Source organism: Intestinimonas massiliensis (ex Afouda et al. 2020), from assembly GCF_900626285.1.
Taxonomy (GTDB): Bacteria; Bacillota; Clostridia; order Oscillospirales; family Oscillospiraceae; genus Flavonifractor; species Flavonifractor massiliensis_A.
The window spans coordinates 644,760-658,104 of the sequence record NZ_LR131147.1; the positions used below are offsets into that span (position 1 = coordinate 644,760).

A 13,345-nucleotide genomic window follows, 5' to 3' on the forward strand; every position below is an offset into this window, starting at 1 on the left:
GGTCCCGGTGTTATTTTAATCTACCGGGTCAAGCGGATAGGCCACATCGGTGATCTCACAGTCCAGCCTTTCACTGTTGGAGGTCACCTTCAGCTTGGGAATCGGATCCCCCGTACAGGTTGCCAGGATCAGGAACCGGCCGGCATTGCTGCCGCCGCTGGGCAGGTCCAGACTCAGGAGCGGCCCGCCGAACAGGCCGCTGGCCGTGGTTACATTCACCTCAGACTGGTTGGCCATGCTGGGCAGATAGACCAGATACTGCACCCGGGTCTCGTTGCCCCAGGGTTCGGTATAGCGGAGGACATAGGCGGTGCCATCGTCTCCATCGCAGGTATTCAGCCACTGCTCCACCCGAGGCTCCTCCGCCAGGCTCAGGTACTCTTCTACCGGCATGGAAGTTACCCCCGCACCGCCGCTGTTTCCGGCTCTGGAGATGGACAGGACCAGGAGAACCGCCACTACGATCAGGAGGACGGGGATGAGAATGACAACCAGGAGGATCTTCCACAGGGTCCTGTCCTGCCGCCGCACCGGGGGCGTGAATCCCTCCCCGAATTCCGGCAGCGGATTGCCGCAGTGGGGACACACCTTCCAGTCCGGCTCCACCGGAGCGGAACAGCTGGGACAGGTGGCCTTCAGCCGGGCGCCGCATCTGGGACAGGAGAGGTACTGCTCCGTGACGGGGGCGGTGCAGTTGGGGCACTTCAGGTCGGAGTAGCTCCCCCGCACCAGCAGATAGATGATCAGGCCCACAAACACCGGGGCCAGCACCGCCACCAGGGTCCACAGAACGGCGTTCATTCCCCGGCGTGTGGCGTCCCGGTAGACGTAGACACCGATGAGTACGGGAATACCTACCAGAACCGCCAGATAGATGATGAGGAACAAGGCCACATTCAGCGACATCACCATGTGAGTTCCCTCCTTTTCTGCACAAATACAACGGAAATGACACAGGCCCCCGTGACGGCGGCACAGAGATAGGCCATACAGGCCAGGGTCAAAGCGGGATAGACCGGATACAGGGCCGCCGCTGCCAGAAACAGACAGAACAGACACAGCATCCCCGCCAGGGCCAGCAGGGTGGTCTGCCGCCGCAGACGGCGGCGCTCCAGCTCCTTTTGCAGGGTGCTCTCCCGCAGGACAGGAGGCGCTGTTTGATTAAAATGGTAGATCTGCTTCATGCTCCAGCGCCTCCTTCAGCTTTTTTCGCGCGTGGTTCAATCTGGATTTCATGGTGCCGGCGGGAATGCCCAGAATCTGTGCCGCCGACGAGAGGTCCATGTCCCGGAAGTAGAAGAGGATCACCGCCACCCGCAGCTTGTCGGGCAGCCGGTCAATCGCCTGGTGGAGGTCTGCGTACTCCTCCTCCCCCTTTGTCTCCTCCGCCGGTACCGACGCCAGCACGGCGTCCTTTTCTTCATTGGTGGAGAAGCGGTTCCAGACCGGGCTGCGGGCCAGCCGCCGCAGGGTGCTGCGGTAGGTGTTGACACAGATGCGGGTGAGCCATGGCTCAAACTCCCGGTCGGGGTCGTACTGGTCCAGGTGGGCCAGAGCCTTGAGCCAGGTCTCCTGGTACAGGTCGTCCGCGTCGTGGGGGCTGGCACAGAGGGTGCGGCACAGGCCGTACAGCCGCGTGCCGTATTGCCGGATATAGATGTCGATCAAGCTCTCCCGCCCCCTTTCACTTACACATACCATCCGGGCGGCCGAAAGGTTCACCGGTTTTTCAAAAAAAGCGGGCCGCCCAGCGGCCCGCTTTTCTTTTACTTGCCCAGCTCCTTGTTCTTGGCGAAAGCGGCCATCACCGCCTGGATGGCGGCGGAGCGGAAACCCTTCTCCTCCAGGGCCGCCACGCCCACAATGGTGGAGCCGCCGGGGGAGCAAACCTCATCCTTCAGCTGGCCGGGGTGCTTGCCGGTCTCCAGCACCATGGCCGCGGCACCCAGCACGGTCTGGGCGGCGTAGGTCTGAGCCTGGGCCCGGGGCAGACCGGCCATCACGCCCCCGTCGGCCAGCGCCTCGATGAACTGATACACATAGGCCGGACCGCAGCCCGCCACAGCGGTGAACTGGTCCATCAGGCCCTCGACCATCCGCTCCACCCGGCCAGCGTCGGCCAGGATGGCCTCCACTGCGGCAAGGCCGGTCTCGTTCCCCGCCCCGCCGTCGGTGAGGGCCAGCATCCCCTTGCCGATGGCGGCGCAGGTGTTGGGCATCACCCGCAGGATGGGGATGTCCCAGGAAATACCCTGGAGGAACCCCCGGAGAGAGGCGATCTCCACCCCGGCTGCGATGGACACCAGGGTCTTGTCCTCCCCCCGCCCATGGCAGGCATTGAGGGCGGGCACCAGGGCGGCCGCCACGCCGGGCAGCACCTGAGGTTTGACACAGAGGAAAATATATTCGGCACGCTCCACCGCACCGGCGTTATCCGCCGCCGCGGTGCAGCCCAGCTCGGCCGCCAGGGCGGCCGCCTTCTCCTTCGCATAGTCGGCAATGACCACCTGGTCCGGCCCGATGGCCCGGCAGGCCGCCCGGATCAGGGCCCCGCCCATGTTGCCGCTGCCGATAAACGCCACTCGCTTCATTTGATTCACCATTTCCTTTCTCTGCTTACCAATCGGGCTCCAGGTCGTCCAGCAGCTCCAACTCCCGGAACACCGCCGCCGCCCGTGCCTCGTACTCCGCAGGATCTTTGGCCTTGCGGATGGCCTTTCCGTATTTCGCTCCGTCCCGGAACAGACAGATCAGGTAGCACCACAGCTCCTTCATCCGCAGCACGGCGCTGTGCCTGCTGCCAAAGCCCTGGGTGTAGCCCTCATAGACCTCCGCCAGAAAGCCCTTCAGCTCCTCTTTGGAGGCGGCGGGACCGCCCGCCAGCTTCCGGGCCAGAGCCGGGTCACCGATGAGCCCCCGGCCCAGCATGATCCGCTCCACATTGGGACAGTCCTTCTGAAACTTTTCCACCGCCCCTGTGGTGTACAGGTCCCCGTTGTAGCACACCGGCGCGCGGCTCCTGGCTGCGGCGGCGGCAAACAGCTCCCGCCTGGGGTGGTTCTTATACTGGTCCTTCTGCACCCGTGGGTGGATGATCAGCTCCTTGATGGGATATTGATTATAAATGTCCAGAATGGGCCAGAACTCCTCCGGGTCGGAAATACCCAGCCGGGTCTTGACCGAGATGGCAATGGGGCACTTGGAAAAAATCTCCTCCAGAAAGGCGTCCAACTCCTGGGGAACCGCTAAAAATCCGGCCCCTTTCCGCTTGGCGGTCACCGTCCCGGAGGGACAGCCCAGGTTCAGGTTGACTTCCTCATATCCCAGATCTGCCAGGGCGTCGGCCGCCCACAGAAAGTCCTCTGCCCGGCGGGTAAGCAGCTGGGGCACCAGAGGCACCCCCTCATTGCCCGCCGGGTCGATCTCCCGCAGCTCCCGCTTGGGAAACACGTGGTCCTGGGTAGGGGAAAGAAAGGGGGTGTAATACCGCTCCACATCTCCGAACCACCGCCGGTGGGCCTGCCGGTACCATACGCTGGTGACCCCCTCCATGGGGGCGAATTCTGCCTTCAAACGTCTCTCTCCTTGTTTCACGCGCTGCTGTTGGAAATTGTAGCCCATCCCCTCCCCCCTGTCAAGAGCACATCCCTCTTGACAGGAACGCCCCAGTCTGCTATACTTTCCTCGTGGTTAGTTGTTGCTAACCAATACATTTTCCCCGATAGTTAGCCTTGGCTAATTAAGAAAGGAGCCCACCCATGCAGTTTGAACAGGCCCTCATTGAACACGGCGCCCTCACTCTGGCAGGTCTGAAACCCGCCTCTCTGTTCCGCTTTCTCCCCCGGGACGGGAGCGCCTTCATTTCCCGCTTTCTGGAGTGCCGGGCAGCGCTGGCCAAGCGGGGGCTGCGGCTGCTGATCCTGAAGGGCTGCCGGAAACTGGGCTCCTACCTGCTCTGCCTGTACCGGGAGCGGGATCTGGCCGCCCTGCTGGACCGGGCGGAGTACCGGCAGTTTCTCTATTCCATGGGCTACCAGCCCTGGGACGGGGTGCGGGGCTGCCTGCGGCAGCTGGCGGCACGGCTGTGTCTGGAGGAGGAGTTTCCCCACGAGATCGGCGTCTTTCTGGGGTATCCTCTGGAGGACGTGACCGGCTTCATCGCCCACGGCGGCAGGAACTACACCTGCTGCGGCTGCTGGAAGTGCTACGGCGACCCGGAACAGGCCATGCGGCGGTTTGCGCGCTACCGCCGCTGCACCGACCTGTACCGCCGCCGCTATGCCCAGGGGGCCACCCTGGGGCAGCTCACCGTGGCCGCCTGAATTCTCTCACAGCGAAAGGAAGGAATGAACTATGAGCAAGATCGCAATCGTCTATTGGAGCGGCACCGGCAACACCGAGGCCATGGCCAATCTGGTGGCAGAGGGTGTGACCGCCGCCGGCGGGCAGGCCGACCTGCTGACTCCCGAGCTGTTTGACGCCGGACAGGTGGGCAATTACACCGTCTTCGCCTTCGGCTGCCCCGCCATGGGGGCCGAGCAGCTGGAGGAGGCGGAGTTTGAGCCCATGTTTACCGCCGTCAAGCCCAGCCTGTCCGGCAAGACCATCGGCCTGTTCGGCTCTTACGGCTGGGGGGATGGCGAGTGGATGCGCACCTGGGCGGCCGAGTGCGAGGAGGCCGGGTGCAATCTGGCCGACGAGCCGGTGATCGTCTGCGGGGCTCCCGAGGGCGACGCCGCCGAGGCCTGCCGGGCTCTGGGCCGGTCCCTGGCAGGCTGAACCGCCCGATTGACTTTGCCCCCCTCTCATGCTACAATAGGGCTGCTTGTCAGAGGACTTGCAATCGGATCCGATTGTTGAAGTGGGATAAGACCGTTTGGGTTTTATCCCACTTTTCTTTTTGCAGCGGGAGGGCACTTTATGAATGCGGAGACAAAATCTCTGTTCCGGTACATCTTCCCCGCGTTGGGCGGACTGTTTGTCACCTATCTTTACAATGTGGTGGATGGTATCTTTGTGGGGCGGGGCGTGGGCTCGGCCGCACTGGGCGCCGTCAACATCGGCGTCCCCTTCATCACCTCCGCGGTGGCCATCGCGGCCATGTTCCCCATGGGCGGCGCTACGGTGGTGGCCATCCGTATGGGGCGGGAGGATCGTGAGGGCGCCAACCACGCCTTCATGACGGCCCTCTCCATGACCGCCCTGCTGTCCGTCCTCCTCATGGCGGCGGGCATGGCGTTTTCCCGGCAGATCGTGGATCTCAGCGGCGCGGGAGAGCTAAGCGCGGAGATGCGGAATATGTCTGCGGACTATCTGTTCTACTACTCCGCCTTCTCCGTCCCCATGCTCATGAGCTCCTGCCTGTCCGTCTTTGTCAGAAACGACGGCTCCCCCGCCCTCGCCTTCGCGGGGATGTCCGTGGGCGCGGCGGCAAACATCTTTCTGGACTGGCTGTTCATCTTTCCCCTCTCCATGGGTGTCGTCGGCGCCGCGGTGGCATCCGGTCTGGGGCAGGTCTCTTCCATCCTTATCCTTCTCTCTCATTTCGCAGGAAAAAAGGGCGCACTGCGGATCCGGCCGTTCAAGGCCGACCTGTCCCTGATGAAAAAGATCTGCAAGCGGGGCGTGCCGGAGGCGGTCACCCAGCTCACCACCCCTGTCACCGCTCTCTGCTATAATCTGACGTTGGCAAGCCTGATGGGCGATATCGGCGTATCCACCTTCAGCGTGCTCAGCTTTATCTATTCTCTGGCCAACGCCATCCTGTCCGGAGTGGCTCAGGGCCTGCAGCCCCTCTGGGGCCGCTGCTACGGCAGAGGGGATACCGAAAAAATGGGCTGGTATTTCCGCCGGGGAATCCTGATCAATCTGGCCTTGTCCGTTTTGATCTGCGGGGGACTGTGCCTCTTTGACCGGCCCGTGATCTGTATTTTCAACCGGGACCCGGAGCTGGTGGGGCTGGCATCGGCGGCCCTGCCCCTGTTCAGCCTCTCCTTTTTCCCCATGGCCCTGAACCTGATCTGCACAGCCTTCCTGTTCTCCACAAAGCGGACGGGAGCGGCAAACCTCATCGCCGTCAGCCGGGGGATCGTGATGAAAGCACTGGCCATCTTCTGCATTCCCATGCTCTTCGGCGGGGACACCGTCTGGAGCGCACCCCTGGCCGCGGAGGCGGTGACTCTGGCCCTCGCGCTCCGGCTGAGCAGGGCCGCTGGACCGATTCGCCAATGACCGCATAAAACCCATAAAAAAAGGACGCTTCCGCGTCCTTTTTTATGCCTGGTTCTCTCTGCCCAGGGCGTGTTCCTTGATCTTCTGAAAGGTCTCCTCACTGAGATCGTGCTCGATCTTGCAGGCGTCCGCCGCCGCCACATCGGGGCTCACCCCCAGGCGGATGAAAAACTGGGTGAGCAGCTTGTGCCGCTCGTAGATCCGGCGGGCGATCTCCTCCCCGGCGGGCAGGAGGGAGATGAATCCCTCCTTGTCCATCTCGATATAGCCGCTCTCCCGCAGCTTTTTCATGGCCACACTGACGCTGGGCTTGGAAAAGTGCAGGTGGTTGGCAATGTCGATGGAGCGCACCAGGCCCTGAGTCTCATGGAGGCTGAGGATGGTCTCCAGATAGTTTTCGGCGGATTCGTAGATGTTCATGGTGCGCTCCTTTCCAGCGGAGTTTTTTTACAGTTTATCACAACTCAGCTTTCTTGGCAAGGCGGCTCCAGCCGCCGCCAGGCCGGGACCCGCCGCCACAGCAGGCAGGCCAGCCAGCCGCACAGCAGACCCACTGCCAGTCCGGCCAGCACATCGGTAGGAAAATGGACTCCCACAAACAGCCGGGAGAACCCCATGACGGCCGCCATCACCACGCCGGTCACCTTCATCCACCGCCGGGGCAGGGTCCGGCACCACGCAGAGGCGGAGGCAAAGGCAGCACAGGTGTGGCCCGACGGGAAGGAGTTGGGGTCGTGCTCCGCCACCAGAGGCACCAGCCCCTCCACTGTCAGCCAGGGCCGGGTACGGCCCACCAGATGCTTGAGCACCACATTGGTACACAGCAGGCCCAGCAGCATGGCCAGCAGGCTGGCCAGCCCCGCCTTGCGGGTCCTGCGGAAGCACAGCATCACCACCGACAGCACGATCCACAGGATGCCCGCGTTGCCCAACTGGGTGTATACACTCAAAACACCATTCAATATGGTGCAGCGCAGCGTCTCCTGGATCCACAGCAGCACGCCGCCGTCTATATTCAGCAGCCATTCCGGCATAGTCGTTCCTCCTGCAAACAATCAGGGGCGGCGGATAGACCGCCGCCCCTGTCCGTCTGTTGTCTCTTTACTTCTCCGTACCGTCATCCCAGACACAGTCGATGATGGTGCCGGAGTTCATCTCAAACTTGTCGGTCTTGACAATGTGGCTCTTGCCCAGGCGGACCTCCTGGGTGCCGATCTCCGTGGTAATGGTATTGACCACATTGCACTCGATGGTAAAGGTCAGGTCCAGCAGTTCCTTGTCGGTGGACACCAGGAGCATATCCCCGCTGGAACTGACAGTGGCGTTGGTGGTGTGGGGCTTGGCCTCCACAGCCACCACCTGGCCGTCCAGCATCTCACCGGAGGCCATCAGGGTGGAGGGGATATACTGCTGGATATTTTCATACACCTCTGGACGGACGCTCTCCACCAGCACCTTATAGGTCACATGGGTGGTCTTGGGATTGACGGACACCGAGCTGTTGGGACTCAGGAACTTCACGCCCAGCACCGCAGCGGCGATAATGATGACCAGGATCACCAGCAGATCCACGATGTTGATTTTTCCAAAGAGTCTTCCCTTTTCGTCTATCATCTTTTATAACCTCCGAGGTTGTAAATTGACATAATCATTGGTACAATGGTACCTGGGTATTGTACCATAACTCTCTATGGCCCGACAAGTACTTTCTTCGGAGGTTTTTATCTCATGAAGGTTATTCATCTGATCTCCGGCGGCGACAGCGGCGGCGCCAAGACCCATGTCCACATGCTGCTTCAGAATTTATCCCGCACCATCGATGTGACAATGGTGTGTTTTATGGAGGGTCCCTTTGCCCAGGAGGCCCGGGAACTGGGCATCCCCACCGTGGTGCTCCCCGGCCACAATCTGCTGCGCACCTTCCGCACCCTGAAAAAAATGGTCCAGGAGAGCGGCTGCCAGATCATCCACTGCCACGGCGCCCGGGGCAACATGATGGGCGCCCTGCTGCGGAAAGCCACCGGCCTGCCGGTGGTCACCACCGTCCACTCCGACTACCGGCTGGACTACCTGGGCCGGCCCTTCTCCCGGCTCACCTACGGCACCATCAATACCATCGCCCTGCGCTGCCTGGATTACCGCATCGGCGTGTCCGACGCCATGACCAACCTGCTCATCTCCCGGAAATTTGACCCGGACAGGCTGTTCACCATCTATAACGGTCTGGACTTTACCCCCCGCACCCCCGCCATGANCCCCCTGCGCTGCCTGGATTACCGCATCGGCGTGCCCGACGCCATGACCAACCTGCTCATCCCCCGGAAATTTGCCCCGGACAGGCTGTCCACCATCTATAACGGTCTGGACTTTCCCCCCCGCCCCCCCGCCATGACCCGGGAGGAATATCGGAAAAGCGTGGGGCTGAAGGCCGACGAAAACAGCGTGGTGGTGGGCATCGCCGCCCGCCTCAACCCGGTGAAGGACATCGCTACCCTGGTGCGGGGCTTCGCCCTGGCCCATGAGAGCTGTCCCAACCTCCGCCTGCTCATCGCCGGCGACGGCGAGCAGATGGACATGCTGAAAAATCTGGCCCGGGAGCTGGGCGTGGCGGATGAGGTCTGCTTTGCCGGCTGGGTCAGCGACACCGACAGCTTTTACAACGCTCTGGACATCAACACCCTCACCTCCCTGTCTGAAACCTTCCCCTACTCCCTCACCGAGGGGGCCCGGGCCGGCCTGCCCACAGTGGCCAGCCGTGTGGGCGGCGTGCCCTACCTGATCGAGCACGGGGTCCACGGCTTTCTCTTTGAGGCGGGGAACTATAAGGCCCTGGCCCATCATCTGGCTGCCCTGGCCCAGGACCCGGAGCTGCGCCGCCACATGGGGCAGCGTCTCTATCAGCGGGCCAAGCAGGACTACTCCCTGGAGAGCACCCTCCAGCGGCAGCTCTCCATTTATGAGGCCATTCTCCGCCGTCAGGCCCGGAAGACGGGCAAACGGGACGGGGCCCTGGTATGCGGCGCCTACGGCCGGGGCAACGCCGGTGACGACGCCATTCTGGAGGCCATCGTCACCGAGCTGCGGCAGGTGGACCCCGATCTGCCGGTGTGGGTCCTCTCCCGCAATCCGGAATCCACCCGGCTCACCTACCGGGTCAACTCCATCTACACCTTCGCCTTCCCCAAGTTCCTGTGGCGGATGCGCAAGACCCGCCTCTATATCAACGGCGGCGGCTCCCTGATGCAGGATGTGACCAGCCACCGCTCCCTGTGGTTCTATCTGTTCACCATCTCCTGGGCCAAGCGGCTGGGGAACAAGGTGATGATGTACGGCTGCGGCATCGGCCCCATCCACTCCCCCGCCAACCGCCGCCGGGCTTCCCGGGTGCTCCAGAAGAGCGTGGATGCCATCACCCTCCGGGACACCCACTCCAAGGATGAGCTGGACGATATGGGGGTCACCGCGCCGGAGATCATCCTCTCCGCCGACCCCACCGTCATCCTCCCGCCTGCCCCGGAGCAGGCCATCGACGGCATTCTGGAGAGTCAGGGGATTGATCCAAAGGGAAAGTATATCGGCTTCTCCCTCCGGCCCTGGCCGGGCTTTGAGGAAAAGGCCAGGGTCTTTGCCGCCGCGGCGGACTACGCCTACGAGAAGTACGGTCTGACTCCCGTGTTCCTGCCCATCGAACGGCGGCTGGACGTGGCCGCCGCCCGCACCGCCGCCCAGTATATGAAAGCCCCCCATTATATTCTCAACGAGACGGGCAGCTCCGGCCACACCATCGGCCTGTTTGCCCGGATGCAGGCGGTGGTCTCCATGCGGCTCCACGCCCTGGTGTTCTCTGCCGGCCAGGGGGTGCCTCTGGTGGGTGTGGTGTACGACCAGAAGATCAGTTCCTTCCTGTCCTACATCGGCCAGGACCTGTACACCGACCTGAGCCAGGTGACGGCAGAGAGCCTGTGCAAATATATTGACGCCGCCTGCAAGCGGATCGGGGACACGGAATTCCTGTCCGGCGGTGTGGAGCGGCTGCGCCAGGTGGAACAGCGCAACAGCGAAACCGCCCGCAAACTGCTGGAGAGGTGAGGTGTCCTTGAATCAGATTCTCTGCCTCTCCCCCGCCCCCTGGCGGAATATTCCCACCCGTACCCAGCAGCTCATGACCCGGCTGAAGGACGCAAAGGTGCTCTACTTTGAGCCGCCGGGCAGACAGTGGAAGAAGCCGGGCCGGGAACTGCGCCCCGGCCTGACGGTATACACCCTGCCGCCGGTGCTGGAGGCGGAGGAGCGCCATCAGCTGCTCTTCCGACGCCACTACCGGAAGCTGGCCGCCCATATTCTGCGGCAGATGGACCGCCACCGGTTCCGGGAGCCTCTGATCTGGTGTACCTGCCCGGAACAGATCCACCTGCTGGAGTACCTGCCCCACCGTGGGATCGTATACGACTGTGACCGGGACTGGCCCGACTATCCCCCCGAGTGGGAGAGCGACCTGGCCCTGGCCTCCGATGTGATCTTTGCCGCCTCCTCGGGGCTCATCGACCATCTCTCTCCCTGCAACGACAACATCGCCCTGCTGCCCAACGGGGTCAATCACCAGATGTTTACCCGCCCGGAGGCCGAGTGCCCGCCGGAGCTGGCCCGGGTATCCGGGCCGGTGCTGGGCTATTGCGGCGTGGTGTGGGAGGATCTGGACCTGGCCCCGGTGGCCGAGGCCGCCCAGGCCCTGCCCGACTGCACCTTCGTCTTTCTGGGCAGGGTGGAGGACAGCCCCATGGCCCGCCACCTGGAGCGGTATCCCAACGTGTGCTTTCTGGGCCGCCGGGCCCCGGTGGAGGTGCCCGACTATCTGGCCCGGTTCGATGTCTGCCTCAATCTGCGCCGCCGGTCGGAGCGGTATGACGACATCGTCCCCACCCGGATCTATGAGTACCTGTCCTCCGGCAAGCCCATCGTGTCCATGTTCTACCCCGACCAGGTGGAGCACTTCCCCGACGTGATCTACGGGGCCCACTCCCCGGAGGAGTTCGCCCGGCTGTGCCGCCGGGCCCTCACGGAAACCGGCGACTGGGCACGCCTCCGCCGCCAGGAGCACGGCGCCAGCGCCGCCTGGCCGGTGCGGGCGGAGCAGGTCCAGCGCATCCTCACCGCCATCGGCCTGTATCAGTAAGGTATATCCACACCCCCTGTCCCGTAAGATGGGCCGGGGGTGTTTTTTATGCTGACGGAGATCCTGTCCGACCCGGTGGCCGCCCTGACCTGCGCCCTGGTGCTGGCGGTGGTGGCGGTCAACGGCTGGACCGACGCACCCAACGCCATCGCCACGGCGGTATGCACCGGCGCCCTGCCCTTCCGCCGGGCGGTGGGACTGGCCGCCCTGTGCAATCTGGCGGGGCTGATGTGGGTCACCGCGGTCAATACCACGGTGGCGGAGACCCTGTTTGCCATCGCCGGGTTCGGGGCGGACACCCAGTCCGCCCGCTCGGCCCTGTGCGCCGGGCTGTGCGCTGTAGTACTGTGGTCCACCGCCGCCTGGCGCTTCGGCATCCCCACCAGCGAAAGCCACGGTCTGGCAGCCGCCGTCACCGGCGCCGCCCTGGCCCTGCCGGGGGGTACGGTACACCCGGGGCCCTGGTGCAGAATCCTGCTGGGCCTGGTGCTGTCGGTGGGCCTGGGCTGGCTGTTGGGCCGGGTATGCGGGGCGGCGCTCAACCTCATCCGCCCCTCCCCCGCCCTGTGCCGCCGGGGACAGGTGTGGGGCGCGGCAGCCATGGCCTTCCTCCACGGCGCCCAGGACGGGCAGAAATGCCTGGGCATACTGCTGCTGGGCCTCTCCCTGGCCGGGATCATCCCGGCAGGCGATGTCTTTTCCGTTCCCGCCGGAACCGCCCTGCTGTGCGCCGGAATGATGGCGGCAGGCACCGCCCTGGGCGGGCGGAAAATCATTGACACGGTGGGTCGGGAGATGGTGTGCCTGGCGCCCCGGCAGGGTCTGGCCGCCGACCTGGGCGGCGGCAGCTGCCTGCTGATCTGCACTCTGCTGGGCCTGCCCGTCAGCACCACACACGCCAAGACCGCCGCCATCCTGGGTGCGGGCTCCAAAGCCGACAGCCGGGTGGCAGGTCAGATCATCCTCACCTGGCTGTGTACCTTTCCCGGCTGCGGCGCACTGGGATTTTTCCTGGGAAAACTCTTTCTCTTTGGCCTATGATGTGGTATACTGCCTTCCGTGCAAATTTCCCACTCTGGGACAGGAGGCGACATTTTCTCATGTATCATACCGCCATTTTCGATCTGGACGGCACCCTGCTGGACACCTTGCAGGATTTGGCCGACAGTACCAATTACGCCCTGGCCCTCCACCACTTTCCCACCCGCACGGTGGAGGAGGTACGCCGCTTTGTGGGCAACGGCGTGGGCCTGCTCATCCACCGGGCGGTGCCGGAGGGCACGGACGCGGAGCTGGAAAACCAGGTGCTGAAAGACTTCCGTGCCCACTATCTGATCAATATGGAGCATAAGACCGCCCCCTATCCCGGGGTGCTGGAGCTGTTGGACCAGCTCCGGGCGGCGGGGATCCACACCGCCGTGGTGTCCAATAAATTCGATGGTGCGGTAAAGGGGCTGTGTCAGGCCTACTTCGGCGACCGGGTGGAGGTGGCCATCGGCGAATCCCAGGGGGTCGCCCGCAAGCCCGCCCCCGACACCGTATTTCGGGCCCTGGCCGAGCTGGACGCCCCGACGGAGGGCGCGGTATATATCGGCGATTCCGATGTGGACATCCAGACCGCGAAAAATTCCGGCCTGCCCTGCATTTCGGTCAGCTGGGGGTTCCGGGACGAGGCCTTCCTCACCGAGCACGGGGCCACCACCATCGTGGCTACCCGGGAAGAGCTGGCTCAACAGCTCCTCAGGTGATTTTACATTTTTTTCTTGCTTTTTCTTTCCCACTGTGCTACACTAACGCGGTAGCAATGCTGCAATATTTGGAGCCATAGGGCAAACGGACTGCGATTTTAAATCAGCGGCTAAGGCGGGCCGCCGAAAAGAGACTGCACCGGTACGGCAAGGGCGCCGTACCCGGTGCAGTACTGTTTTCGGCGGTCTCTTT

Annotated in this window: 15 protein-coding genes; 7 read left to right on the forward strand and 8 right to left on the reverse strand. The window is 63.4% G+C overall.

The window, feature by feature from the left end; all coding sequences use genetic code 11:
• Positions 1-15: 15 nt before the first annotated feature.
• The 5 genes from E0E41_RS03350 to E0E41_RS03370 form a co-directional block, all read right to left on the reverse strand.
• Positions 16-912: a double zinc ribbon domain-containing protein gene (locus E0E41_RS03350; protein ID WP_130868720.1), complete on the reverse strand. Its 897-nt coding sequence runs from the start codon at positions 910-912 to the stop codon at positions 16-18.
• Positions 906-1,184, reverse strand: coding sequence for a hypothetical protein (locus tag E0E41_RS03355; RefSeq protein WP_130868721.1), 279 nt, complete (start codon positions 1,182-1,184; stop codon positions 906-908). The genes E0E41_RS03350 and E0E41_RS03355 overlap by 7 nt, the downstream gene beginning before the upstream one ends.
• Positions 1,162-1,668: an RNA polymerase sigma factor gene (locus E0E41_RS03360; RefSeq protein ID WP_130868722.1), complete on the reverse strand. Its 507-nt coding sequence runs from the start codon at positions 1,666-1,668 to the stop codon at positions 1,162-1,164. The genes E0E41_RS03355 and E0E41_RS03360 overlap by 23 nt, the downstream gene beginning before the upstream one ends.
• A gap of 98 nt (positions 1,669-1,766) precedes the next feature.
• Positions 1,767-2,591 (reverse strand): pyrroline-5-carboxylate reductase, encoded by an 825-nt coding sequence (gene proC, locus E0E41_RS03365; protein WP_242623670.1) that lies wholly within the window; start codon positions 2,589-2,591, stop codon positions 1,767-1,769.
• 25 nt (positions 2,592-2,616) lie between these two features.
• Positions 2,617-3,573 carry a tRNA dihydrouridine synthase gene (locus tag E0E41_RS03370; RefSeq protein WP_242623671.1) on the reverse strand — a complete coding sequence of 319 codons (957 nt, stop codon included), beginning with the start codon at positions 3,571-3,573 and terminating at the stop codon, positions 2,617-2,619.
• A gap of 185 nt (positions 3,574-3,758) precedes the next feature.
• On the opposite strand from E0E41_RS03370, the gene E0E41_RS03375 reads away from it, so the two are divergent.
• The 3 genes from E0E41_RS03375 to E0E41_RS03385 all read left to right on the forward strand — a co-directional run bounded on the left by E0E41_RS03375 (position 3,759) and on the right by E0E41_RS03385 (position 6,231).
• Positions 3,759-4,322: a DUF3793 family protein gene (locus E0E41_RS03375; protein WP_130868724.1), complete on the forward strand. Its 564-nt coding sequence runs from the start codon at positions 3,759-3,761 to the stop codon at positions 4,320-4,322.
• A gap of 31 nt (positions 4,323-4,353) precedes the next feature.
• Positions 4,354-4,779: a flavodoxin gene (locus E0E41_RS03380; protein WP_130868725.1), complete on the forward strand. Its 426-nt coding sequence runs from the start codon at positions 4,354-4,356 to the stop codon at positions 4,777-4,779.
• A 141-nt stretch (positions 4,780-4,920) separates the two neighbouring features.
• Positions 4,921-6,231, forward strand: coding sequence for an MATE family efflux transporter (locus E0E41_RS03385; RefSeq protein WP_130868726.1), 1,311 nt, complete (start codon positions 4,921-4,923; stop codon positions 6,229-6,231).
• Between the two features lie 42 nt (positions 6,232-6,273).
• On the opposite strand, the gene E0E41_RS03390 is transcribed toward E0E41_RS03385, so the two are convergent.
• From E0E41_RS03390 to E0E41_RS03400, 3 genes are all read right to left on the reverse strand, one after another.
• Positions 6,274-6,651: a metal-dependent transcriptional regulator gene (locus E0E41_RS03390; RefSeq protein ID WP_130868727.1), complete on the reverse strand. Its 378-nt coding sequence runs from the start codon at positions 6,649-6,651 to the stop codon at positions 6,274-6,276.
• 44 nt (positions 6,652-6,695) lie between these two features.
• Entirely contained in the window at positions 6,696-7,265 is a 570-nt protein-coding gene (locus E0E41_RS03395) for a phosphatase PAP2 family protein (protein ID WP_130868728.1), read from the reverse strand.
• A gap of 67 nt (positions 7,266-7,332) precedes the next feature.
• On the reverse strand, positions 7,333-7,845 hold the full coding sequence (locus tag E0E41_RS03400; protein ID WP_130868729.1) for a DUF4330 domain-containing protein: 513 nt from the start codon (positions 7,843-7,845) through the stop codon (positions 7,333-7,335).
• Between the two features lie 114 nt (positions 7,846-7,959).
• Between E0E41_RS03400 and csaB the strand changes: the two genes are divergently transcribed.
• Genes csaB through E0E41_RS03425 form a run of 4 tightly spaced genes read left to right on the forward strand, consistent with a single transcriptional unit; the run spans position 7,960 to position 13,152 of the window.
• Positions 7,960-10,320, forward strand: coding sequence for a polysaccharide pyruvyl transferase CsaB (gene csaB, locus E0E41_RS03410; RefSeq protein WP_242623672.1), 2,361 nt, complete (start codon positions 7,960-7,962; stop codon positions 10,318-10,320).
• Positions 10,321-10,327: 7 nt separating this feature from the next.
• Entirely contained in the window at positions 10,328-11,404 is a 1,077-nt protein-coding gene (locus E0E41_RS03415) for a glycosyltransferase family protein (RefSeq protein WP_242623673.1), read from the forward strand.
• Positions 11,405-11,452: 48 nt separating this feature from the next.
• A complete protein-coding gene (locus E0E41_RS03420) occupies positions 11,453-12,445 on the forward strand; it encodes an inorganic phosphate transporter (RefSeq protein WP_130868730.1) in 993 nt (330 codons plus the stop codon).
• 59 nt (positions 12,446-12,504) lie between these two features.
• Positions 12,505-13,152: an HAD family hydrolase gene (locus E0E41_RS03425; protein WP_130868731.1), complete on the forward strand. Its 648-nt coding sequence runs from the start codon at positions 12,505-12,507 to the stop codon at positions 13,150-13,152.
• Positions 13,153-13,345: the final 193 nt, after the last annotated feature.